Source organism: Sphingosinithalassobacter sp. CS137, from assembly GCF_014334115.1.
Taxonomy (GTDB): Bacteria; Pseudomonadota; Alphaproteobacteria; order Sphingomonadales; family Sphingomonadaceae; genus Sphingomonas.
This window is the reverse complement of the sequence record NZ_CP060494.1, coordinates 2,534,796-2,556,819: the sequence shown is the minus strand read 5'-3', so window position 1 is coordinate 2,556,819 and position 22,024 is coordinate 2,534,796. Positions and strand designations below refer to the sequence as shown.

The 22,024-nt window shown below is 67.1% G+C and carries 22 protein-coding genes and 1 pseudogene; 11 read left to right on the top strand and 12 right to left on the bottom strand.

What is annotated here, in order from left to right; genetic code table 11:
• Positions 1-33 precede the first annotated feature (33 nt).
• Together H7V21_RS12660 and H7V21_RS12655 are read left to right on the top strand one after the other, a co-directional pair.
• Complete coding sequence (locus tag H7V21_RS12660) at positions 34-1,278, top strand: DUF3419 family protein (protein WP_188054095.1); 1,245 nt, start codon at positions 34-36, stop codon at positions 1,276-1,278.
• Positions 1,275-1,949: a class I SAM-dependent methyltransferase gene (locus H7V21_RS12655; RefSeq protein WP_188054094.1), complete on the top strand. Its 675-nt coding sequence runs from the start codon at positions 1,275-1,277 to the stop codon at positions 1,947-1,949. The genes H7V21_RS12660 and H7V21_RS12655 overlap by 4 nt, the downstream gene beginning before the upstream one ends.
• A gap of 4 nt (positions 1,950-1,953) precedes the next feature.
• On the opposite strand, the gene H7V21_RS12650 is transcribed toward H7V21_RS12655, so the two are convergent.
• The 3 genes from H7V21_RS12650 to H7V21_RS15955 form a co-directional block, all read right to left on the bottom strand.
• Positions 1,954-3,822: a hypothetical protein gene (locus H7V21_RS12650; RefSeq protein WP_188054093.1), complete on the bottom strand. Its 1,869-nt coding sequence runs from the start codon at positions 3,820-3,822 to the stop codon at positions 1,954-1,956.
• A 26-nt stretch (positions 3,823-3,848) separates the two neighbouring features.
• Entirely contained in the window at positions 3,849-5,093 is a 1,245-nt protein-coding gene (gene hemA / locus H7V21_RS12645; RefSeq protein WP_188054092.1) for a 5-aminolevulinate synthase, read from the bottom strand.
• Positions 5,094-5,433: 340 nt separating this feature from the next.
• A complete protein-coding gene (locus tag H7V21_RS15955; RefSeq protein WP_262503862.1) occupies positions 5,434-5,562 on the bottom strand; it encodes a hypothetical protein in 129 nt (42 codons plus the stop codon).
• A gap of 192 nt (positions 5,563-5,754) precedes the next feature.
• On the opposite strand from H7V21_RS15955, the gene H7V21_RS12640 reads away from it, so the two are divergent.
• Positions 5,755-5,922 carry a hypothetical protein gene (locus H7V21_RS12640; RefSeq protein WP_188054091.1) on the top strand — a complete coding sequence of 56 codons (168 nt, stop codon included), beginning with the start codon at positions 5,755-5,757 and terminating at the stop codon, positions 5,920-5,922.
• 5 nt (positions 5,923-5,927) lie between these two features.
• Here the strand turns inward: H7V21_RS12640 and murI are convergent, their stop codons facing one another.
• Positions 5,928-6,725 carry a glutamate racemase gene (gene murI, locus H7V21_RS12635; RefSeq protein ID WP_188054090.1) on the bottom strand — a complete coding sequence of 266 codons (798 nt, stop codon included), beginning with the start codon at positions 6,723-6,725 and terminating at the stop codon, positions 5,928-5,930.
• Between the two features lie 97 nt (positions 6,726-6,822).
• Between murI and plsY the strand changes: the two genes are divergently transcribed.
• The 5 genes from plsY (at position 6,823) to H7V21_RS12610 (ending at position 11,301) form a co-directional block, all read left to right on the top strand.
• On the top strand, positions 6,823-7,410 hold the full coding sequence (gene plsY, locus H7V21_RS12630) for a glycerol-3-phosphate 1-O-acyltransferase PlsY (RefSeq protein ID WP_188056538.1): 588 nt from the start codon (positions 6,823-6,825) through the stop codon (positions 7,408-7,410).
• Positions 7,407-8,495, top strand: a complete 1,089-nt coding sequence (dprA, locus tag H7V21_RS12625) for a DNA-processing protein DprA (RefSeq protein WP_188054089.1) — start codon at positions 7,407-7,409, stop codon at positions 8,493-8,495. Before plsY ends, dprA begins: the two co-directional genes overlap by 4 nt.
• A 9-nt stretch (positions 8,496-8,504) precedes the next feature.
• Entirely contained in the window at positions 8,505-9,128 is a 624-nt protein-coding gene (locus H7V21_RS12620) for a glycerophosphoryl diester phosphodiesterase membrane domain-containing protein (protein WP_188054088.1), read from the top strand.
• Positions 9,129-9,190: 62 nt separating this feature from the next.
• Positions 9,191-10,096 carry a glutathione-dependent disulfide-bond oxidoreductase gene (gene yghU, locus H7V21_RS12615; protein WP_188054087.1) on the top strand — a complete coding sequence of 302 codons (906 nt, stop codon included), beginning with the start codon at positions 9,191-9,193 and terminating at the stop codon, positions 10,094-10,096.
• Positions 10,097-10,257: 161 nt separating this feature from the next.
• Positions 10,258-11,301 (top strand): arabinan endo-1,5-alpha-L-arabinosidase, encoded by a 1,044-nt coding sequence (locus tag H7V21_RS12610; protein WP_188054086.1) that lies wholly within the window; start codon positions 10,258-10,260, stop codon positions 11,299-11,301.
• Between the two features lie 107 nt (positions 11,302-11,408).
• On the opposite strand, the gene H7V21_RS12605 is transcribed toward H7V21_RS12610, so the two are convergent.
• The 6 genes and pseudogenes from H7V21_RS12605 to H7V21_RS12585 form a co-directional block, all read right to left on the bottom strand.
• Positions 11,409-12,329 carry a hypothetical protein gene (locus tag H7V21_RS12605; RefSeq protein WP_188054085.1) on the bottom strand — a complete coding sequence of 307 codons (921 nt, stop codon included), beginning with the start codon at positions 12,327-12,329 and terminating at the stop codon, positions 11,409-11,411.
• Between the two features lie 173 nt (positions 12,330-12,502).
• Positions 12,503-12,634, bottom strand: a complete 132-nt coding sequence (locus tag H7V21_RS15950; protein ID WP_262503861.1) for a DUF4334 domain-containing protein — start codon at positions 12,632-12,634, stop codon at positions 12,503-12,505.
• A 236-nt stretch (positions 12,635-12,870) separates the two neighbouring features.
• Positions 12,871-12,948: pseudogene (locus H7V21_RS16050) on the bottom strand (GXWXG domain-containing protein); the annotation flags it as partial.
• A gap of 124 nt (positions 12,949-13,072) precedes the next feature.
• Positions 13,073-14,944 carry an ABC-F family ATP-binding cassette domain-containing protein gene (locus H7V21_RS12595; RefSeq protein WP_188054084.1) on the bottom strand — a complete coding sequence of 624 codons (1,872 nt, stop codon included), beginning with the start codon at positions 14,942-14,944 and terminating at the stop codon, positions 13,073-13,075.
• Between the two features lie 60 nt (positions 14,945-15,004).
• Positions 15,005-16,333, bottom strand: coding sequence for a PQQ-dependent sugar dehydrogenase (locus tag H7V21_RS12590; protein WP_188054083.1), 1,329 nt, complete (start codon positions 16,331-16,333; stop codon positions 15,005-15,007).
• Complete coding sequence (locus H7V21_RS12585; protein ID WP_188054082.1) at positions 16,330-16,752, bottom strand: DUF2231 domain-containing protein; 423 nt, start codon at positions 16,750-16,752, stop codon at positions 16,330-16,332. Before H7V21_RS12585 ends, H7V21_RS12590 begins: the two co-directional genes overlap by 4 nt.
• A 250-nt stretch (positions 16,753-17,002) precedes the next feature.
• Here H7V21_RS12585 and topA point away from each other — a divergent pair, with 250 nt between their 5' ends.
• Positions 17,003-19,549, top strand: coding sequence for a type I DNA topoisomerase (gene topA, locus H7V21_RS12580; RefSeq protein ID WP_188054081.1), 2,547 nt, complete (start codon positions 17,003-17,005; stop codon positions 19,547-19,549).
• A 43-nt stretch (positions 19,550-19,592) separates the two neighbouring features.
• On the opposite strand, the gene H7V21_RS12575 is transcribed toward topA, so the two are convergent.
• The gene (locus tag H7V21_RS12575; protein ID WP_188056537.1) at positions 19,593-19,889 is read right to left on the bottom strand and encodes an SEL1-like repeat protein; all 297 of its coding nucleotides are present in this window, start codon (positions 19,887-19,889) and stop codon (positions 19,593-19,595) included.
• Positions 19,890-19,963: 74 nt separating this feature from the next.
• On the bottom strand, positions 19,964-20,806 hold the full coding sequence (gene panC, locus H7V21_RS12570; protein ID WP_188054080.1) for a pantoate--beta-alanine ligase: 843 nt from the start codon (positions 20,804-20,806) through the stop codon (positions 19,964-19,966).
• 81 nt (positions 20,807-20,887) lie between these two features.
• Between panC and H7V21_RS12565 the strand changes: the two genes are divergently transcribed.
• On the top strand, positions 20,888-21,682 hold the full coding sequence (locus tag H7V21_RS12565) for a division plane positioning ATPase MipZ (protein WP_188054079.1): 795 nt from the start codon (positions 20,888-20,890) through the stop codon (positions 21,680-21,682).
• On the top strand, positions 21,679-21,999 hold the full coding sequence (locus H7V21_RS12560; protein WP_188054078.1) for a J domain-containing protein: 321 nt from the start codon (positions 21,679-21,681) through the stop codon (positions 21,997-21,999). The genes H7V21_RS12565 and H7V21_RS12560 overlap by 4 nt, the downstream gene beginning before the upstream one ends.
• Positions 22,000-22,024: the final 25 nt, after the last annotated feature.

Below are 22,024 nucleotides of genomic sequence, written 5' to 3'. Positions count from 1 at the left end.
GCCCGAGGCGCGGAACCCCTCCAGGAGTCTGCAATGGGATCGATGGCGAAGTCGCCGAAGAATGTCGCAGTGCGCGGTGCCGTGCACCGGCACGAGCATCTGACCAAGCAGGGGCTGCTCGAGCGCGCCTTCACCTTCGCCTTCCGCGGCCTCGTCTATGCGCAGATTTGGGAAGACCCGATCGTCGACATGGAGGCGCTGGAACTCGGGCCGGACCACCATCTGGTGACGATCGCGTCGGGCGGCTGCAATGTGCAGTCCTATCTGACCGCCGATCCCCGGAAGATTACGGCGGTCGATCTCAACACGGCGCACGTCGCGCTCAACAATCTCAAGCAGCAGGCAGCGCTCCACCTGCCCGACTATGAGAGCTTCCATCGCTTCTTCGGCCTGGCCGACCGCGAGGCGAACATCGACGCCTATCACGAACACATCCGGCCGCATCTCGACTCCACGTCGCGCGCCTATTGGGAGCAGCGCAGCCCCAATGGCGTGCGTCGGATCAGCGCGTTCAAGGCGAATTTCTATCGCTACGGGCTGCTCGGCAGGCTGATCGGCTTCGTCCATTGGCTCGCCCACCGCTACAAGATCGATCCGAGCGAGATCCTGCGCGCCAAGAGCCGCGAAGAGCAGTGCGAGATTTTCGATCGGAACTTCGCCCCCTTCTTCGACAAGAAGCTGCTGCGGTGGATCGTCGACAATCCCGCCTCGCTGTTCGGGCTCGGCATCCCTCCGGCGCAATACGACCTGCTGAAGGCCGACGACCCCGAGGGGATCACCGGCGCACTGCGCAGCCGGCTACGCAAGCTGGCCTGTGATTTCGACATCAAGGACAATTATTTCGCCTGGCAGGCGTTCGGTCGCGGCTATGGCCGCACCGAAGACGCCCCCCTGCCCCCCTATCTTCAGCGCGAAAACTGGGATGCGGTGCGCACCCGCGCCGATCGGATCGAGATCCGGCACCAGAACATGGCCGAATATCTCGAATCGATGCCCGCACAGTCGCTCGACCGGTACATCCTGCTCGATGCGCAGGACTGGATGACGGACGAGCAGCTCACGCGCCTGTGGGCGGCGATCACGCGCACGGCAAAGCCTGGCGCCCGCGTGCTCTATCGCACCGCCGCAAAGCCGGACGTCGTGAAGGGGCACATTCCCGAAGAGCTGATGTCTCAGTGGGAATATGCCCCGCAGGACAAGCTCGACGACTGGACGCGGCGGGACCGTTCCTCGGTCTATGGCATGGTCCATCTCTGGACGCTGAAGCCGCACGGATGAGCGGGGCGGGCACGGACGGCGCCGCCGCCGACCAGAAGGGGCTGATGGACAGCGTCTACGGCTTCCATCGCCACATCTACGACGCCACGCGCAAGTTCTACCTGCTCGGCCGCGACGCGCTGATCCGCGATCTGGCGCCCCCGCCGGGCGGCACCGTGCTCGAAGTCGGCTGCGGCACGGCACGAAACCTGATCGTTGCCGCCCGCCATTGGCCCGAGGCACGTTTCTATGGCTTCGACATCAGCGAGGCGATGCTCGATACGGCGCGCACCTCACTCTCGCGCAAGGGTCTCGCGAACCGAGTCGAACTGGCCCAGGCCGATGCCGGCAGCTTCGATACCGAGCGACTTTTCGGCATCCCCTCGGTGGATCGCATCTTCATGAGCTATACGCTTTCGATGATTCCGCCCTGGCAGGAAGCGATCGAGCGCGCCGTCGCCTCGCTCGCGCCGGGCGGCAGCCTGCATATCGTCGACTTCGGCCAATATGAGCGCCTGCCGAAGCTCGCCAAGAAGCTGCACTTCAAATCGCTGAACGACTTTCACGTCTATCCCCGCCGCGAGCTGCCGGCGGTATTGCGGCGCGTGGCGGAGGCGAACGGACTCGAACTCGATTTCCGCTCGCGGCTGCGTGGCTATGTCTGGCGCGCGACGCTCACGCGTCGGGGCTGAGTGCTCAAGCGGCTGATCCGGCCCCTACCGCGCCACGCTCCAGCTCCGACAGCCGCGTTTCCAGCGTCCGGATCAGCTCCTGCGTGCGAAGATCGCGCTTTCGGCGTAGCTGCGCCTGCCGCAGCGCCGCCGCAAGCGCGTTTTCGATCGCCTCCAGCGCCTTCCGCTCGTCCTTCGAATAGATGTTGCCGTCGCTACGCGGGCCGAGCAGCAGCACTCCGATCGGCCGCCCCTCGTCGTCCAGCGTGATGCGCAGTGGAAATACCGGGTCGCGCCGATTGAGATTGTCGACCGCGAGCGCCTGAGTGCCGCCGTGCGCGTCCATCCATTCGGCGACGTCGCGATCGGTCGCGCCTTCGGCCCCGACGATGCGATAGCCGGCCTCGGTATAGAGCAGCACCGCCACCTGCCGCGCGTGCAGCCCCTCGATCACGGCATGGACGACACGCCCGCCCAAGTCCTCGGGATGATCGTCATGCTGCCAGAGCTGCAGCCGCTCGGGCAGCTTGCGCAGCGCCAGCACGCCGGCCTGGAAGCGCTTTTCCACCCAGTTGTTCACGCGCTCACGTGCCGGGCCCAGCACCATCGCCGCGATGACGGCGCTCACCGCCGCGACCAGCGGCCGGTTCGCGCCCAGGGTGCCCGCCAGAAACTCGTTGAGAATCGTCATCGACGCCGCCCAGATACCGCCGATCACCAGTGTGATCGCGGCATAGCCGATCGAGCGCCCGATCGCTGCGTCGGCGTCCCACAGACGGTAGCGGAGCATCGCCACCAGCACGCCGCCAGCCATCAGGAGCAGACTGGCGTTGAATGCCGCCAGCAACGCCATACGAAACCAGAGCGCGTCCACATCCGGCAGCACGCCGAGCCACATTCCCTCGACCAGGAGCAGCACCGTTCCCAGCAGCGCCATGCTCGAAACGAACCCGAACGCGACCCATTTCAGCTGCTGCCGCTCGATCCCGGGCGGCGTGCGCCGGAACCGGGCAATCGAAGCAAGCGCCGCTGCAAGACCGAGCCCGAGCGCAAGCACCAGTCCGAGCAGATCGGGAATCGACGGCAGGGCGACAGCCACCGTGACTGGCACTGCGGCAACGGCGATCCACCCGCCCCAGCGCGGCCGGAATCGCCCGTCGGGGAAAGCAGGCAGCGCCACCGCGAACAAACCGAAAAAGAGCGCGGAAAACCCCTGATCTAGCGTCTCGAGCCCCAGCCAATACCAGAGCGCCTCCCCCGGCAGGACCGAAGCCAGGCTCAGGAAGGAAAAGGAGAGGAGCAGCGAAACCGGATCGTCCGGCCGGCGGCGGACGAGCAGGATCGCCGCGACCATCAGCAGCGCCGCCGCCAGTGCCGGCGGTACGTTCAGGATCAAAAAGTCGACGGAGGGCCCGAAATCGCTGATCTCGGAAAGCGTCTCGGGCGTCCGCGGAAGCATGAAGGCGTGAGTCGCGCCCTCGGCATCCCGCGTGGTCACGCGGACAGGCCCGGTCTTGGTGCGGAGGAGGCGCGCGACTGCCTCGGGATCTTCGCCGCTCAGCGCCGCGCCGTCGACTGCGACCACCGGGCCCGGGACGAACCCCATCGCCTCGACCGGTTCGGTAAGCGGCACAGCGACATAGCGCGCGTCGACGCCGTCCTCAGGCTCGGGCTCATAGGGGTAGATGCCATAGGTCGCGAAGGATGGATCGGTGATTGTCGCGGTGACGTGACTGCGCCACAGTCCGCCAGCGAGGCTCACCAGCGCGACCAGCAGCAGCACCCCCCACAGCATCCGCAGCGGCCATCGCCAGCGCGGGGACACCTCTGGCAGCCGTTCCGGCGGCAATCCGATCCGCTGCAGCAGCCCCGCTTGCCCGCCCGTTTCCGCCATGGCCTTCCCCCTGAAGGCCATGTGTATCAGGCGGCCTTGCGCAACTCCAGACGGCCCCAGATCTCGACGAGCGCCTGAGTCAGCTCGCGCATCATCGCCTCGTCATGCGCCGGTCCCGGCGTGAAGCGCAGCCGCTCGGTGCCGCGCGGCACCGTCGGATAATTGATCGGCTGCACGTACACGCCATATTCGGCGAGCAGGATGTCGCTGATCTTCTTGGCCTTCACCGGATCGCCGACCATAAGCGGAACGATGTGCGTCGTCGTGTCCATCACAGGCAAACCGGCCTCGGCCATCATCGCCTTGAGGCGCGCGGCAGACGCCTGCTGGCCATCGCGCTCCGCGCGCGATGCCTTGAGATGCTTCACGCTGGCGAGTGCGCCCGCCACCAGCACCGGCGAAAGCGAGGTCGTGAAGATGAAGCCGGGCGCGTAGCTCCGGATCACATCGATCACCTTGCGCTCGGCGGCGATATACCCGCCCATCACGCCGAATGCCTTGCCGAGCGTGCCTTCGATGATCGTCAGCCGCTTCGCCGCGTCGTCGCGTTCAGAAATGCCGCCGCCGCGCTCGCCATACATGCCGACGGCATGGACTTCGTCGAGGTAGGTCAGCGCATTGTATTTGTCGGCAAGATCGCAGATCGCATGGATCGGCGCCACGTCGCCATCCATCGAATAGACGCTCTCGAACGCGATCAGCTTGGGAGCGGCGGGGTCGTCCGCCGCCAGCAGCGCTTCGAGATGCGCGACGTCGTTATGACGGAACACGCGCTTTTCGCATCCCGAATGCCGGATGCCGGCAATCATCGACGCGTGGTTGAGTTCGTCCGAATAGATGATGCAGCCGGGCAGAACCCGCGCCAGCGTGGAAAGCGTCGCTTCGTTCGAAACATAGCCCGACGTGAAGAGCAGCGCTCCTTCCTTGCCGTGCAGGTCCGCGAGCTCATGCTCCAGCTCGATGTGGTAATGGGTGTTGCCGCCGATGTTGCGCGTGCCGCCCGATCCGGCGCCCACGTCGTGCAGCGCCTCTTCCATCGCCGCGATCACGCTGGGATGCTGCCCCATCGCCAGATAGTCGTTCGAGCACCACACGGTGATCGGCTTTGGTCCGTTATGTCCCGCGAAGCAGCGCGCGCTGGGGTAATTGCCCTTGTTGCGCAGGATGTCGATGAAGACGCGATAGCGACCTTCCTCGTGCAGCCGATCGATCGCCTGGCTGAAGACGCGCGAATAGTCGATCGCTGTCGGCGCATTTTGCTCGATGCCCATGCTTTCTCCCGTAGCGGCTCGATCGGCGGATTTCCAGCGGGTCCGTATCCGCAATTATCCCAATGACGGTCAGCGAATTTGCCGGGGCTACGCGTCCCGAACGCTCAGCCGACAGAGATTCCCCAGCTGCGGGGTTCGATGCATGGGCGGCAACGCGCGCTTCGTAATCGGCGGCGCGCGGCGCGGTGAACCGCCATTCGGGCGGGGCGAACGTCGAACAGCCGTTGATCGTCGGCACGCGCCAGCGCTGCGCCATATCCATGGCATCGGATTGTGCGGACATTTTCCAGTCCCGCTCGGGGTTGCGGCACATCGGCGCGTTCACGCGGGTGGCGACCGTCTAGAAGCTGGCGAACGCGATGAACATCACCAGCGCATCGGCGAGCAGGAGAACGCCGAACCGCCCCGACTCGCCGGTTTCGGGCCACCGGCCTTCATCTCCGCATCGCCGCTCCTGTCCCAACTTCATCCTTGCCGGACAAGCGCAGCCTGTAAGCACCTGAAAATCGGCACATAACAATCATGCAGCAGAGTTGAGCGAGGTTAGGAGTCAATCGGGCGAGCCATGGTAAAAGACGTGCATCGCGGGCGAATCACTTTCCACAATCCGCCTGCGGCTGAGAGACTCCCCGAGCTCCCGTGGCACCGAAGGAGCAAGCTCATGTCGAACTCCGACCAGGAATATTACGTCCGCCGCGAACGACAGGAGCGCGACCGTGCGGACCGTACCCAAGACCAGACCGCGCGCCGCGTCCATCTCGAGATGGCTGATCGCTATTCGGCGATGCTGCGCGAAACGGCGCTAGTTCCGGCGGCTACGCAGGCCTGATCGCGTCACAGGGTTTCGATCGTTCGAAGCCCGTGGCGCGCCAGCGCCGGCGCCAGCGAAGCGAATTCGCCGTCGCCGCTGGTGAACACGGCCAGGCCAGGTCCCGCCGCTGAAGGCCATTGCATCGCGTTCGTCAGATGCGCGACACGCCGGGCGATTCCCTCCCCGCCGTCGACGAATTGCACCGGTTGGAGTGCCGCCGTCGCCAGTTCCCGCGCCAGCAGCGGGAAATGCGTGCAGGCATTGACGATTACGTCGATCTGCTCACCCCCCGGCTGCTCGAACAATCCCCTCAGCACCGCGCGCAGCCGCTTCCCGTCGGGAGTCGCGCCGCGCAGCGCGGCCTCCGCCAGGGTCACCAGCTCGGCCGATCCATGGCGCAGCACGGTGCAATCGCCCGCATATCGCGCTGCCAGATCGTCGACATAGGGCTGGCGCACGGTCGCCTCCGTTCCCAGCACGCCGATCGTGCGCGTGCGGCTGAGCGCCGCCGCCGGCTTGATCGCAGGCACCGTGCCCACGACCGGCAGATCGAGCGCAGCGCGCACCGCCGATAGCGCGATGGTCGACGCGGTGTTGCACGCGATCACGATCAGTCGCGGATCGTACCGCTCGGCGAGCCGCCCGAGCAGCGCCGGCACCCGCGCCGCGATCTCCGCTTCGCTCCGCGTTCCGTAGGGAAAGCCGCCATTGTCGGCGACATAGACCAGCGGCGCTTGCGGCAGCAGCGCGCGAGTGGGGGCCAGCACGGAAAGCCCGCCGATACCGGAATCGAAAAACAAAAGGGGACGCAAGTCGGGCATCGGCAGATACGGAACCAGACAACCAGGATTATTGCGCCCGCTTAGGGGAGCGCCTAGCGTGCACGCAAGCGAGGGGGCAGCGAGTGTGACCGAATTCATGTGGCCGGAGGCGGTGGGGGCGCTTCTGCTGGGATATCTTCTCGGTTCGATCCCCTTTGGCGTCCTCCTCACCCGGGCCGCTGGGGCGGGCGATCTGCGCACGATCGGCTCGGGCAACATCGGCGCCACCAACGTGCTGCGCACGGGCCGCAAGGGCATCGCGGCGGCGACCTTGCTGCTCGACATGGGCAAGGGCTGGGCGGGCGTCGCGCTCGCCGCTGCCGTCTTTCCCGGCGCCGCGGTGCTGGGCGCCGTCGGCGCCTTCCTCGGCCATTGCTATCCGGTGTGGCTCAGGTTTCGCGGCGGCAAGGGCGTTGCGACGCTGATGGGCATCCTGCTCGCGCTCCACTGGCCGTCGGGGCTCGTCTATGCGCTGCTGTGGATCGGCCTGATCCTCGCGCTCCGCCTCTCGTCGCTCGCCGGAATGGCGGCCGCTGCGAGCGCGCCGGTCAGCGCCGCCTATTTCGGACGGTTCGAGCTGGTGCTCCCGCTCCTGGGGCTCGCGCTGCTGGTGCTGTGGAAACACCGCACCAACATCGATCGACTGCTGTCGGGCACCGAGCCCCGGGTCGGCGCCTCCAAGTGAGCGGCGACGCCGGCCGGCTCGCCCGGTTACGCCTGCTCCGCACCGCCACGATCGGCCCCATCACCTGGCGCCAGCTCGTCGCCCGTTTCGGCGATGCCGAACGCGCGCTCGAAGCGCTGCCGATGCTCGCCGCACGCGGCGGCGGCCGCGGACCGCGCATCGCCGATGCCGGTGCGGTGCAGCGCGAGATCGCCGCCGTCGAGCGGCTCGGCGCCCGCTACTGTTTCGTCGACGAACCCGACTACCCGCCCCTTCTCGCCGAGCTGGAGAACGGGCCGCCCGCCTTGATCCTGCGCGGCGAGATGGCGCTTGCCGAGCGCCCGGTCGTAGCACTGGTCGGCGCGCGCAATGCCTCGGCCGCGGCCTGCCGCTTCGCCCGCCAGCTCGCGCATGGGTTAGGCGAGGCGGGAGTGACGACTGCCTCGGGTCTCGCGCGCGGCATCGACACTGCGGTGCACGCCGGTTCCATCGAATCCGGCACGATCGGCGTGATCGCCAGCGGCATGGATGTCGCCTTCCCGCCCGAGAACGCGGAGCTGCAGGAGCGAGTCGCCAACGAAGGGCTGCTCCTCACCGAACAGCCGCCGGGCACCGAGCCGCTCGCCCGCTATTTCCCTGCGCGCAACCGCATCATCGCGGGCCTGGCGCTCGGTACGGTGGTGGTCGAGGCGGCGCCGCGTTCGGGCAGCCTCATCACCGCGCGGCTGGCGACCGAGGCGGGCCGCGAAGTGATGGCGGTGCCCGGTAGTCCCCTCGATCCCCGCGCGCAGGGCTGCAACCTCCTCATCCGCGAGGGGGCAACGCTCGTTCAGACCGTCGATGATATCCTCGAGATGATCCGTCCGATCGACCTCCGCGCCGTTCGCGCGCCCGCGAGCGGCTGGCAGGCTCCGCCGCCGGAAGATGCAAGCGACTCGGAACGGAGCCGAATCACCGGTCTGCTCGGTCCGGTGCCCGTCGCGATCGACGAATTGATCCGCCAGGCCGGACTCGCCCCGGCGGTGGTGCAGACGGTGCTGCTCGAACTCGAACTCGCCGGCCGGCTGGAGCGCCATGCGGGCGGGCGCGTGTCGATGAGGCTGTGACGCACGACGATGGGCTATGCGCTTTCCTTTTCCGCCACGCTGCGCAACATCGCCGCACTGATCGTCGCACAGCCGCTTCCTGGCGCGCTCGCAGTCGCCGCGCTCGTGGCGGCGGGCCTTGCGGCCGATCTCTACGGCGCCGCGTTCCTTGTCGGCGTCGTCGCCCTCGCGGCGCAGTATCTCGTCACGAGCGCGCTGCTGCGCGGCGCCGGGGCACATGCCGCCTGGGGCGCCCCCGGCCGAGCCGCGCGCTTTGTCGGTGTGAGTATCGTCAGCAGCGTGGCGATCGGCGTCGGCATGCTGTGTCTGATCGTACCGGGCCTGTTCCTGTTCGCGCGCTGGCTGATCGCAATGCCGCTCGTGATCGGCGAGGGACGTAGCGTGCAGGCGGCGCTGCGCACGAGCTGGCGCTGGACACGCCCGAGCACAGCCGCGTTGATGGGCACCGTGGCGCTGGCGATCGCCTCGCTCGCGGCGGCGCTGTTGATCTTCCTGTTCGTCTATCCGCCCTACGGGCCGGTCGCGCTCGCCGCCGCCCTCCCCGCCAATCTGCTCTACGGCATCGGCCTGACGCTCTGCTGGTATGCGGCGGTCGCGGTTTATCTGCGGCTGCGGGCGGCGACGGAGGTCTGAGGCGCCCTGGCAACCGCGCCGCCGCCACCTACATGCGGGTCAACCGAACCAGGGAGAGCAGCATGGCCGACCAGAACGATCCCGCCGACAACCAGCCCGCCGGCTATGTGCCGCCCAAAGTGTGGCAGTGGGAGCCGGGCAATGGCGGCAAGTTCGCCAGCATCAATCGGCCCATCTCCGGCGCGACCCACGAAAAGGAGCGGCCCGTCGGCGAGCATCCGCTTCAGCTCTATTCGCTGGCGACGCCCAACGGCGTGAAGGTGACGGTCCTGCTCGAGGAACTGCTCGCCGCAGGCCATTCGGGTGCCGAATATGACGCCTGGCTGATCGACATCGGCAAGGGCGACCAGTTCGGCAGCGGATTCGTGGACGTGAACCCCAATTCGAAGATCCCCGCGCTGGTCGATCGTTCGACCGATCCCGAGACGAAGGTCTTCGAGAGCGGATCGATCCTGTTCTATCTTGCCGAGAAGTTCGGCGCGTTCCTGGCGCCCGAGGGGCCGGCGCGCACCGCGGCGATGAACTGGCTGATGTGGCAGATGGGCGCCGCCCCCTTCCTGGGCGGCGGCTTCGGCCATTTCTACGCCTATGCGCCGTTCAAGATGCAGTACCCGATCGACCGCTATGCGATGGAAGTGAAGCGCCAATATCATGTGCTCGACACCCATCTGGCGAAGCACGAATATATGGCGGGCGAAACGTACAGCATCGCCGATATGGCGATCTGGCCCTGGTATGGCGCGGTGGTGCGCGGCGAGGCCTATGGCGACGCCGCCGAATTCCTGAACCTCAAGGAATATGCCAACGTTCAGCGCTGGGTAGCGCAGATCGGCGAGCGCCCGGCGGTGCAGCGCGGCCGGATGGTCAACCGCAGCTTCGGCCCGACGCACGAGCAACTGCGCGAACGCCATGCCGCCAGCGACTTCGAAACACGGCGGCAGGACATGCTGGAGGTGCAGGGAAGCTGAGGCGGGCGAGCGGGGCCGGTCGCTCGCAAGAGCTCGGCCGCCCCCCCGGGGTCGATGAGACCCGGGGGATGGTTCCCGGCGCCCTGCTGCCATAGGAGAAGGCCCGAACCCTGACTCTTGCGCCCGGGCGTTCGAGCCTGCGACCACTACCGGAGTGAAGAATGCCTCTCGCCAAGTTCCTGCGCGAAATCGCTGTCGTTTCGGCCTTGTTGGCGCCGCCGGTCATCCCCGCTGCAGCGCAACCCACGTCGCCGAGCATCAACGAGCGGGCGAGCGGTGCGATTGCCCCGGTGCACGATCCGGTGATCATTCGCGAGGGCGACACCTATCACGTCTTCTCGACCGGCATCGGCCCGGATGGGCAGGGCCTGATCTCGCATCGAACCTCGCCGGACCTCATTCAGTGGGAGTTGGCGCCGCCGCCGCTCACCAGCCTGCCCGAGTGGGTGGTGGACGCCGTCCCGGGCGTCAGAAACCTCTGGGCGCCCGACATCAGCTATGTGAACGGCCGCTATCGTCTTTACTATTCGGCTTCCACCTTCGGCTCCAATCGCTCGGCCATCGGCGTCGCGACGTCGGCAACGCTGGATCCTGCGAGTCCCGACTATGGCTGGCGGGATGAAGGGATGGTAGTCGCCTCGAACCCGGCAGATGATTTCAACGCAATCGATCCCGCCTTCCTTGCCGACGGCGACGGGCGGCACTGGCTCTCGCTCGGCAGTTTCTGGAGCGGCCTCAAGCTGTTCGAACTGAACCCGCAGACGGGCAAGCTTCTCGATCCTGCCGCCGAGCCCGTGACGATCGCTTCCCGCCCGGTGCCCGCCGGCGCGCCCTCCATCGTCGAGGCGCCGTATATTTTCGAGCGCGACGGCTCCTATTGGCTGCTCGCCAGCTACGACTATTGCTGCAAGGGTGTGAACAGCACTTACTACACGGTCGTCGGGCGCGCAGAAGATGTGACGGGGCCGTATCTTGGCAAGGATGGCAGTTCGATGCTCGAGGGCGGCGGCACGATCCTGTTGCGCGCCGATCTTCAGGAGCAGGAGCGCTTCCGCGGCCCCGGCCATCCGGGCCATTTCCGCGACGCGGACGGCACCGATTACGTGGTGTATCATGCATACGACAAGGACAGGAACGGAGTGCCGACCCTGCGCATCCTGCCGCTGTCCTGGGGTGCCGACGGCTGGCCGGTCCCCGCTGAGTGAAAGGGCTTCAAGCAGGAACGAGAGAAGCTGAGGCGACCGTGCCGGTCCGGTAGCTCGTTCTGGAAGCCTGGTCTCGCCGGCGGCGCGAAGGCCAGCCGGGCCGGGGCTCAGAAGCTCCAGCTTACTCCTGCGCGTCCGACCAGCTCTGCATTGTCGAGCCCGTTGGCGACGCGCTCGTTCAGCAGCCAGAGATCGAAGCCGCCGTTCAGCTCGAGCGCGCTCGCCTGTCCGCCGAACGGATTGGCGGCGAAGATCAGGCCGGTGCGGAAATAGCCGAACGTCTGCTGTCTGCCATCGATGCCGTCGTAATATTCGTCGGAAAGTCCCACCACCAGCGGGATGCTCAACCGCACCGGCCGCTCGGCGTCGGACAGGGAGAAGGATGGCGTGAGCGACGGCTGGACGTACAGCGCATCGGGCCGCCCGGGCCGGTTCGATTCCTGCACGAGGCGCAGCGTCGGAGAGAGAGTGAAGTCGGGCAGCGGCACCAGGTCCGCCCAGGCCTCCCCATCGTCGAAGCGCACGATCAGTTCGAAATCGTCATAGGCCCTGAACGATTGCCCGGGGGATTCGTAGCGGTAGTAGGCGGCCGACACGATCCACCGGTCGTTCAGCTCCACGGCCGCTCCGGCATAGACATCGGCTTCGTACCACCCGGCCAGATCGCCTGAACTGGGCTGGCCGAGGCCCGGCTCGGTGAACTGGATACTGTTCCAGGTTCCTGCAAACAGCCCGGCGTCGGTAACGATCCCGCCGGCCAGCTCCGGAAGCGCCACGCGCACGGACAGATAGGGCTGAAGGCTCGGCTTGTCGGAAAAAGCGATACCGCGCGAGATATACTGCCCCACGAACGTCGCCCCGGCGCTCACAGTCACGCGACCTGGCTCGGCCGGCCGGTCCGCTTCCACTTCGTCGAGCAGCGTCGCCTCGGGCGGCCTTTCGTCCCCGAGTGGAGCCTCGATGTCCTGCGCACGCGCAGGCGCCGCCATGCTCGCGACGAGCAGGACGGCAGAAACACGAGCTCTCATAAAACGCTCTCTTCCCTCGCTTGACCGGAAACATTGCAACCAGCCGCAGCCGCCTACGTTCCGGGCGACGACGGTGCAGCAAAGTGGCCATGCTTGGTCCTGTCGCGCTCGATCTGGAGGCACGCTCAGGCGGCGGGGATAGCTGGCGAGGAGCGGCACACTCCCCGCCGGCATCACCCCGCCTCCTCCCGCCGCAGCAGGAAAAGGTAGGGCGCGGAAAATCCCCGCATGTCCATTGCGCCCAGCACCGTGTCGGCGTCGATCGCGCGAAAAGCGTCGTGGATCGGCTGTGCGTCGTAGAGCATGGTCGCAGTGACGACACCGCGATACTCGAGGCGGCGGAGCCGTGCGGCGGGCGCTTCGTCGCCAGCACCGGCGCCGCGAGCGCCGGAATCCGCGGCGACGTCACGCGGCCGACAAGCCCCGGGCGCCGCACCAGCAGCGCCAGCGGCAAGCGCGCAGGATCGACGCAGAAGCGGCTTCCGTCGGCCTTTGCGAATACCAGCGGATGCACCGCCTCGGCATTGTCGAAGCGCTTGCCGTGCCATCCGCTCCGCGCGAGCAGTCCGTCGAGCGAATGGCCGCTAGGCACTTCGCTGCCACGCCAGCTGCCGAGCATCGCCGCCTCGGCGACCGACGGCAGTGAATCGTAAAAGGCGAGCGCGCGAGCCGCGCCGACGCCGGCTTCCAGCTCCTCCGCCGTCATCGCGTCGCTCCTCCCGCTTTCGCCTGCGCCTTGCGTGTCAGGCCGCTTCGGTCTCCAGCGCCTCGCTCGCTTCCAGCCAGCTCGCCTCGGCCGCCTCGATCCGGCTTTCCAGCTCGGCGCGGCGCTTCATCAGGTCGGTCATCGTCAGCTTCGCCAGCGCAGGCTCGGCGGTCGAGGGGTCGAACATCGCCCGGTCGATCGCGCTGCGCTCGGCAGTGAGCTTCTCCAGCGCGATTTCCGCGGCCTTTGCCGCCTTGCGCAGCGCCTGGTTCTTCTCGCGCGCGTCGGCGGCGGCCTTGCGCGCATCCTTCTTGCTGACCTTGGGCTCGGCCTTGCTGCCGCCAGCGGGCTCTTTCGCAAGCACGAACGCGATGTAATCGTCGACCGAGCCGTCGAACTCCGCCGCCGTCCCTTCATTTACCAGCACGAGCCGATCGGCGGTCGTCTCGATCATGTGGCGGTCGTGGCTGACGATCAGTACCGCGCCCGAATAGGCGTTGAGCGCCTGGATCAGCGCTTCGCGCGCATCGACGTCGAGGTGGTTGGTCGGCTCGTCGAGGATCAACATGTGCGGCGCGTCGCGCGTGATCAGCGCCAGTGCCAGCCGCGCCCGCTCGCCGCCCGAAAGCTTGCCGACCTGCGTCAGCGCCTTTTCGCCGGCGAAGCCGAACCGGCCGAGCTGCGCGCGCACCGCCGCCGGCTTCTCGCCGGGCATCAGCCGCTGGAGATGATCGAGCGGAGTGTCGCCGTGGCGCAGCTCCTCGACCTGATATTGCGTGAAATAGCCGACGCGCATCTTGCCCGAGGCGTTCATTTCGCCGTCCATCGGCGCGAGCTGCGCCGCCAGCAGCCGCGCGAGCGTCGTCTTGCCATTGCCGTTGCGGCCGAGCAGCGCGATGCGATCGTCCGGATCGATCCGCAGGTTGAGGCGCTGAAGCACCGGGGTCTCGCCATAGCCCACGCTCGCCATGTCGAGCGTGATCAGCGGCGGACGCAGCGCATCGGGATCGGGGAAGTCGAAGCTTAGCGAGGGGTCGTCCACCAGCGCTGCGATCGGCTGCATCCGGGCGAGTGCCTTGGCGCGGCTCTGCGCCTGTTTCGCAGTGGAGGCGCGGGCCGAATTGCGCGCAACATAATCCTGCAGCTTGGCGCGCTGCGCCTCCTGCTTGGCACGCGCCGCCTCGAGCTGGGCCTGCCGCTCGGCGCGCTGCTTCTCGAACGCGTCATACCCGCCCGGATAGAGCGTCACCCTGCCCCGTTCGAGGTGAAGCATGTGATCGCAGACGTTGTTCAGGAAGTCGCGCTCATGGCTCACCAGCAGGATCGTCGCCGGATACGTCTTCAGAAAGTCCTCGAGCCACAGCACGGCCTCGAGGTCGAGGTGGTTCGAAGGCTCGTCGAGCAGCAGCACGTCAGGCGCCGAGAACAGCAAGGCAGCGAGCGCGACGCGCATCCGCCACCCGCCCGAAAAGCTCTCCAGCGGACGATGCTGCGCCTCCTCGTCGAAGCCGAGGCCGTTGAGGATGCGCGCCGCGCGTGCCGGCGCCGAATGCGCCTGGATCGCGTTCAGTCGGTCATGGATGTCGGCGATGCGCGCCGGATCGCTTGCGGTCTCGCTCTCGGCCATCAGCGCGGCACGCTCTTCGTCGGCGGCGAGCACCGTCTCGAACGGAGTCGTGCTGCCGGCCGGCGCTTCCTGCGCGACATAGCCGAGCCGGGCGGCGCGCGGCATTTCCACCGTTCCGGTGTCCGGCTCCAGCTCGCCGGCGATCACCTTGACCAGAGTCGATTTTCCCGCGCCGTTGCGCCCGATCAGCCCGACGCGTCCGCGCGGCGGCACCGCGGCCGAAGCGCCGTCGAGGATCGTGCGTCCGCCAAGGCGCACGGTGATGTCGTTGAGATTGAGCATGGGCGCGGGCGCTGTAGCAGCCCGCGCCGCGCGAGGGGAAGGGGCTTGCCGCCCCGGTGTTTATTCCACCGGCTGCACGACCAGCCGCGCAGGCGTCGTCGGTCGCGACGGCGCAACGCGCCAGATCGTGTTCGACAGGTCGTCCGCCACGATCAGCGCGCCGCGCGGATCGACGGTGACTCCCACCGGCCGCCCGCGCGTCTTGCCGTCCTCGCCCATGAAGCCGGTCAAGAAATCGATCGGCACGCCCGCCGGCCGGCCGCCGCGGAAGGGCACGAACACGACCTTGTAGCCGACCGGCTCGCTGCGATTCCAGCTGCCGTGCTCGCCGACGAACACGCCCTCTGCAAAGGAACTGCCCATCGCGGGCGACGAGAAATCCACTCCGAGCGCGGCAACATGCGACCCGAGCGCATAATCGGGCCGGATCGCCGCGGCGACCTTCTGCGGATCCTGCGGCCGCACGCGCGGATCGACGTTCGATCCCCAATAGCTGTACGGCCAGCCGTAGAAGCCGCCCTCGCGCACCGAAGTGAGATAATCGGGGACGAGATTGGGGCCGAGTTCGTCGCGCTCGTTCACCACTGCCCACAGCTCGTTGGTGCCCGGACGAAAAGCGAGCGCGGTCGGGTTGCGCAGCCCGGTGGCATAGGGCCGATGCGCGCCGGTCTCGGCATCGACTTCCCAGACAACCGCGCGGTCGACTTCGGCGATCATGCCGCGTTCGGTGATGTTGCTGTTCGATCCGATGCCGACATAGAGGTAGCGGCCGTCGGGGCTGGCGGTCAGCGCCTTGGTCCAATGGTGGTTGATTACCGAGGGGAGCTGCGTGACCAGCTCGGGCGGGCCGCTCGCCCGCGTCTGCCCAGGCGCATAGTCGAAGCGGACCAGCGAATCCTGATTGGCGACATAAAGGTCGCTGCCGACCAGCGCGAGGCCATAGGGGGCGTTCAGACCATCGGCGAACACCGTTCGGCCTTCATAATTGCCGTCCCCGTCGGCGTCGCGAAGCAGAGTCAGCCGGTCGCCGCCTTCGACCGAGCTCACGCCCTTGGATTTGATATAGCCTGCGATGAAATCCTTCGGAGTCAGCTTGGGCGCGTTGCCGCCCTTGCCCTCGGCGACGAGGATGTCGCCGTTGGGCAGCACGATCGTCTGACGCGGAATCTTGAGGCCTGTCGCGATCGGGGTGATCGAATAGCCCTCGGGAACCGTCGGGCGCTGGTCACCCCATTGGACGGGGTTGGCGATGTCCATGCTGGGCAGCAGCCCGCGCTCACGGTCGGGCAGGGTCGGCTGCTCGCCATAATCCTGTGCGGGCGGATTGCCGCCGCATCCGGCGAGCAGGGCCGGCAGGATCGCGGCAGTTAGGAGCAGGGCGCGGTTCATTTGGCGCCTCCCGCGCGCAGCGTCGAAAAGCCGATCCAGACCGCGACGATGGTAAGCAGGGCGACGATCGCGGACAGGATCAGCCCGTCGGGCATCGCGGCCCAAACGTCCTTCGCATGGACGAGCGCGTTGATGAAGCCGAGCACCCATGCGGCGAGCAGCACGACGAAATAGAGGAGGTGCCAGCCTTCACGCGTGCGGATCAGGTCGATCAGTGCCCAGAGCAGCGCGAACCCGCTGAAGATCATCCCGCCGATGATCAGCCAGGACGCGAAATTGGTCCATTGGATCTGATAGCTGGCCGCATAGGCATAGTCGCTGAGCAGCGCGCCCAGGAACAACGGCAGCGCGCCTGCCAGCAGCACCGCGTGCAGCGGGTGCAGCGCCGGCGCGCGGTGTCGGTCGAAATCGAGAGCCAAGAGCCGGTCTCCTGTCGCGGCGAACATGCGGGTGCTTCGGGCAGGAACGCGCCCGGAGCGGCGCTACGCAGGGCACTGGCGTAGCGCCATCAGGAAATGCAAGGCGGCGCCGGTTGTTCCCCCGCCCACGCAGCAGCCGAAGATGCTTCCCGACGATTTTCTGATCGACTGCTTCGCCAAGGCCGCTTGACGGAGGGCGAAGTGGCTCCCCATCCTCGCGCGTGTACACGTAAGGAACCACCTCCTCCCCATGCAGCTCGTCATCGTCGAATCGCCCGCCAAGGCGAAAACCATCGAGAAATATCTCGGCAAGGATTATCGCGTCCTCGCCTCGTACGGCCATGTCCGCGATCTGCCGCCCAAGGACGGGTCGGTGAACCCCGACGAGGGGTTCGCGATGGAGTGGGAGCCCTATGCCGACAAGGCCAAGCAGCTGAAGGCGATCGCCGACGAGGCGAAGAAGGCGGACCGGCTGATTCTCGCCACCGACCCCGATCGCGAGGGCGAAGCGATTTCGTGGCACGTGCAGGAGCTGCTCGCCAAGAAGAAGGCGCTCCCCGCGCAGGTCGAGCGAGTCACCTTCAACGCGATCACCAAAAAGGCTGTCACCGAGGCGATGGAGCGCCCTCGCGGGCTCGATACCGATCTGATCGACGCATACCGCGCCCGCCGCGCGCTCGATTATCTCGTCGGCTTCACGCTGTCGCCGGTGCTCTGGCGCAAGCTGCCCGGCGCCAAGTCGGCCGGCCGCGTCCAGTCGGTCGCGCTGCGCCTGATCGTCGAGCGCGAGCGCGAGATCGAAGGCTTCACCGCGCAGGAATATTGGTCGGTCACCGCCGATCTGGAGCAGGACGGCACCGGCTTTCAGGCGCGGCTGGTGAAGTGGAAGGGCGACAAGCTCGACCGCCTCTCGATCGGCAACGAAGGCGATGCGATGGCCGCGAAGAAAGCGGTCGAGGAAGGCCGCTTCTCGGTCGTCTCGGTCGAGACCAAGCCCGCGACGCGCAACCCGCCGCCGCCCTTCACCACCTCGACGCTCCAGCAGGAGGCGGCGCGCAAGCTCGGTTTTTCGGCGAGCCACACGATGCGGATCGCGCAGGCGCTCTACGAGGATGGCGCGATCACCTATATGCGGACCGACGGCGTCCAGATGGACGGCGGCGCGATCCAGGACGCGCGCCGCGCGGTCGCCGAGCGCTATGACGGGTCGTACGTGCCCGACAAGCCGCGCATGTATCAGACCAAGGCGAAGAACGCGCAGGAAGCGCATGAGGCGATCCGCCCCACCGACTTCTCGAAGGACTGCGCGGGCTCGGGCGACCACGCCCGCCTCTACGATCTGATCTTCAAGCGCGCGTTGGCGAGCCAGATGGCCTCGGCGCGGATGGAGCGCACCACGATCGAGCTGGAGGATGCAACCGGCCAGCACGGGCTGCGCGCCACCGGCCAGGTGGTGCTCTTCCCCGGCTATCTCGCGCTCTACGAGGAAGGCCGCGACGATTCGGAAGACGAGGATGCGCGCCGCCTGCCGAAGATGAGCGAAGGCGCGACTCCCGCGAAAAAGGCAGTGAATGCCGAACAGCATTTCACTCAGCCGCCGCCGCGCTTCTCCGAAGCCTCGCTGGTGAAGCGGCTCGAGGAGCTCGGCATCGGCCGCCCGTCGACCTATGCCTCGATCATCCAGGTGCTCAAGGACCGCGCCTATGTGCGCGTCGAAAAGAACCGCTTCTTCGCCGAAGAAAGCGGGCGGCTGCTGACTGCCTTTCTCGAGCGATTCTTCGAGCGATATGTCAGCTATGACTTCACCGCGGGGCTTGAAGAGGAGCTCGACGACGTCTCGGGCGGGCGCGCGGCCTGGCAGGCGGTGCTCGACGCATTCTGGAAGGATTTTCGCCCGCGGACCGACGAAGTGATGGAGCAGAAGCCGTCGGACATCACCGCCGAGCTCGACAAGTTCCTCGAACCCTATCTCTTCCCCAAACAGGCCGACGGCAGCGATCCGCGGCGCTGCCCGGCATGCGGCGACGGACGGCTGGCGCTGCGCGGCGGGCGCTTTGGCGCCTTCGTCGCCTGCTCCAACTATCCCGAATGCAAGTTCACGCGCCGCTTCGCCCAGCCGGGTGGCGAAGGCAGCGAGGACAGCGGCCCTGAATCGCTGGGGAAGGATCCCGAGACCGGCCTCGAGGTCGAGCGCAAGTCGGGCCGCTTCGGTCCCTATATACAGCTCGGCGAAGGCAAGGAAGCCAAGCGCGCGTCGATCCCGAAGGATCTGCCGGGCGAGCTCGATCTGGAAATGGCGCTCAAGCTGCTCAGCCTGCCGCGCACGATCGGCAACCATCCTGAGACGGGGCAGCCGATCGAGGCCGCGATCGGCCGCTACGGCCCCTATCTGAAGCATGACGGCAAATATGCGCGGCTGGGCAGCACGATGGAGGTGTTCGAAACCGGCATGAACGCGGCGGTGGTGAAGCTCGCCGAAGCCGCCGACAAGGGCGGACGGGGTCGCGGCGCGGCACGCGAACCGCTGAAGACGTTCGGGACCCACCCGACGAGCGGCGGCGAGATGAAGCTGATGGAGGGCCGCTACGGCCCGTACGTCACCGACGGCACGACCAACGCGACGCTACCCAAGACCGCCGATCCGGCAACGCTGACCGCCGAGGAAGCCGCCAAGCTGATCGACGAGCGCGCCGCCAAGGGTCCGGCCAAGGGCAAGAAGAAGGCGTCGGCAAAGAAGAAGCCGGCAGCGAAAAAGGCGCCGGCCAAGAAAGCGGCGAAGAAGGTCGCAGGAGACTGAGCCGCACCGCTCCGGGGCAGCGCTGCCTGCCCCGGCTGCGGAGTCAGGCCGCCCGGATTTGCCCCGCCTGAAGAAAGGCGCGTGCCGCCTTCTGCGCTTCGATGATCTCGCGGGCGCTCATGTCCTCGGCGATTTCGGCGCGGCTTTGCTGCGCCCGTTCGCTGCCCGACATCGCCGCCAAATTGAACCATTTATGCGCTTCGATCAGGTCGATATCGACGCCACCGGCGCCGCTCGAGAAGACGACACCCAGATCGTAACACGCTTGAGCGTTCCCGTCCGCCGCATCGCGCAGCCGGCTTTCGATCAGGAAACGCGCGCTCTTCAGGCTGTTGCCCATCGCCGCTACCCCTTTTCCACGATCCCTCGTGCTTCGGGTTTTGGCGAACGAATGCAAAGAAATGGTTAACGGCGTTAACCGTCTCCGTTTACGGGCACGTTGTCGATCAGCCGCGTGCCGTGCAGCGTCGCCGCAGCCAGCAGCCGGCGCGGACGGTCCGGCGAAGGCTCGCCCAGCGTCTCGGCATCGACCAGCGCGACATAGTCGACCTCGAACCCTGCGGCGGTCAGAGTTTCGCGAGCCTGCGCCAGCGCGACCTCGGCGTCGCCACCGCCGGCGATCGCCCGCTCCGCCACCCCGAGCGCCCTCGGCAGCACGGTCGCGGTCTTGCGATCCTCCTCGACGAGATAGCCGTTGCGCGACGACATCGCGAGCCCATCATCCTCGCGCTGGGTCGGCACGCTCACGATTTCCACCGGCAGGTCGAGGTCCGCGACGAGGCGGCGGATGACCGCCAGCTGCTGAAAGTCCTTCTCGCCGAACAGCGCGGCATCGGGCTGAACCTGGTTGAACAGCTTGGCCACGACAGTCGCGACGCCGTCGAAATGGCCCGGCCGATGTGCCCCGTCGAGCCCCTCGCTCACCCCCGAAACCGCGATGTTGGTCGCGAATCCCTCAGGATACATGACCTCGACCGGCGGCATCCAGAGCAGGTCGACGCCCGCTTCGGAGAGCATCCGCGAATCGCGCTGTTCGTGGCGGGGATAGCGGCCGAAGTCCTCGTTCGGCCCGAACTGCTTCGGATTGACGAAGATCGACACCACGACTCGCTTGGCCTGGCGCCGTGCGGCATCGACCAGCGCAAGATGCCCGGCATGGAGCGCACCCATGGTGGGCACCAGTGCGATTCGCTCGCCGGCGGCGCGAAAGCCCTGCAGCTGCTCGCGCAGCGCCTCGAGCTGACGGATGGTTTGCACGTGGTAACACCCTCAGATACAGACGAAGGGCGGCCTTCTATGGGGACGGGCCCGACCGATCAATAAAGGAAGTGAGCGGGCTTGAGCAGCGACTCGAATCGATTGCACGTGATCGTGTTCGCGAACGAGAAGGGCGGGACCGGCAAGTCCACCACCGCCGTTCACGTGGCGATCGCGCTCGCCGCGAAGGGCGCCAAGGTCGCCTGTTTCGACCTGGATCACCGGCAGCGGACGATGGGCCGGTATCTCGACAATCGTCAGGCCACGATCCAGCGCACCGGCCGCGAATTGCCGATGCCGCGGTACGAGACACATGACGGCGAAACGGTCGCGCGCTTTTCGGAATCGCTCGAACGCCTGAGCGCCGGCGCCGACTTCCTGGTGATCGACACGCCGGGCCGGGACGATCGCTTCGCGCGCATCGCGGTCACCAATGCCGACACGCTGGTCACGCCGATGAACGACAGCTTCGTCGATTTCGACCTCATCGGCCAGGTCGATCCGGAAACCTATCGGGTCATCCGCCCCAGCTTCTATTCCGAACTGATCTGGGAATCGCGCAAGCGGCGCGCGAAGGCCGATGGCGCGACGATCGACTGGGTCGTGCTGCGCAATCGCATGCAGCACATCGAGGCACGCAACATGAAGCGCGTTTCGCAGGCGATCGACCAGTTGTCGAAGCGGGTCGGCTTCCGGGTGATCTCCGGCCTTTCCGAGCGCGTCATCTATCGCGAGCTGTTCCCGCAGGGGCTGACGATGCTCGACAGCCGCGAGTTCGGCGAAATGGGTCTCGCCCATGTCGCGGCGCGACAGGAACTGCGCGAGATGATGGCGGGGCTGGCGCTGCCCGAGCCCGCGATGCCTCTCTTCGCATGATCTGGAAGCTCGTCGCCGCCCTTGCGGTGGCGTGGCTCGGCTGGCGCCTGTGGCACGGATTCCGTCCCGTTCGAACGGGCAAGCCAGCGCCTCGGCCCGTTGCCGCGCCCGACGCCGCCGAGGCAGAGGCACGGAGCATCCTTGGCCTTGGCCCCGATGCCGACGAGGCGGAGATCCGCGCCGCCCACCGCCGCCTGGTGGCGCAGGTGCATCCGGATCGCGGCGGCTCGGCCGAGGCTGCCCGCCGCATCAACGCGGCGCGAGACACGCTGCTCAAGCGCAGCCGCGGAGCAGCGTCGGAACCGAGTCGCGATTGAACTTTCCGATCGATTCGCGGATTAG

Coding starts and splice junctions, on each gene's coding strand:
- murI (WP_188054090.1), bottom strand. CDS start 6,725: ATGCCCGACTTGCGTCCCCTTTTGTTTTTCGATTCCGGTATCGGCGGG.
- H7V21_RS12575 (WP_188056537.1), bottom strand. CDS start 19,889: ATGGGCAACAGCCTGAAGAGCGCGCGTTTCCTGATCGAAAGCCGGCTG.
- H7V21_RS12610 (WP_188054086.1), top strand. CDS start 10,258: ATGCCTCTCGCCAAGTTCCTGCGCGAAATCGCTGTCGTTTCGGCCTTG.
- H7V21_RS15955 (WP_262503862.1), bottom strand. CDS start 5,562: ATGAAGTTGGGACAGGAGCGGCGATGCGGAGATGAAGGCCGGTGGCCC.
- H7V21_RS12650 (WP_188054093.1), bottom strand. CDS start 3,822: ATGGCGGAAACGGGCGGGCAAGCGGGGCTGCTGCAGCGGATCGGATTG.
- H7V21_RS12640 (WP_188054091.1), top strand. CDS start 5,755: ATGTCGAACTCCGACCAGGAATATTACGTCCGCCGCGAACGACAGGAG.
- H7V21_RS12595 (WP_188054084.1), bottom strand. CDS start 14,944: ATGCTCAATCTCAACGACATCACCGTGCGCCTTGGCGGACGCACGATC.
- hemA (WP_188054092.1), bottom strand. CDS start 5,093: ATGGGCATCGAGCAAAATGCGCCGACAGCGATCGACTATTCGCGCGTC.
- H7V21_RS12605 (WP_188054085.1), bottom strand. CDS start 12,329: ATGAGAGCTCGTGTTTCTGCCGTCCTGCTCGTCGCGAGCATGGCGGCG.
- yghU (WP_188054087.1), top strand. CDS start 9,191: ATGGCCGACCAGAACGATCCCGCCGACAACCAGCCCGCCGGCTATGTG.
- topA (WP_188054081.1), top strand. CDS start 17,003: ATGCAGCTCGTCATCGTCGAATCGCCCGCCAAGGCGAAAACCATCGAG.
- H7V21_RS12620 (WP_188054088.1), top strand. CDS start 8,505: ATGGGCTATGCGCTTTCCTTTTCCGCCACGCTGCGCAACATCGCCGCA.
- H7V21_RS12660 (WP_188054095.1), top strand. CDS start 34: ATGGGATCGATGGCGAAGTCGCCGAAGAATGTCGCAGTGCGCGGTGCC.
- H7V21_RS12560 (WP_188054078.1), top strand. CDS start 21,679: ATGATCTGGAAGCTCGTCGCCGCCCTTGCGGTGGCGTGGCTCGGCTGG.
- H7V21_RS12590 (WP_188054083.1), bottom strand. CDS start 16,333: ATGAACCGCGCCCTGCTCCTAACTGCCGCGATCCTGCCGGCCCTGCTC.
- plsY (WP_188056538.1), top strand. CDS start 6,823: ATGTGGCCGGAGGCGGTGGGGGCGCTTCTGCTGGGATATCTTCTCGGT.
- H7V21_RS12655 (WP_188054094.1), top strand. CDS start 1,275: ATGAGCGGGGCGGGCACGGACGGCGCCGCCGCCGACCAGAAGGGGCTG.
- H7V21_RS15950 (WP_262503861.1), bottom strand. CDS start 12,634: ATGCTCTACGACGCACAGCCGATCCACGACGCTTTTCGCGCGATCGAC.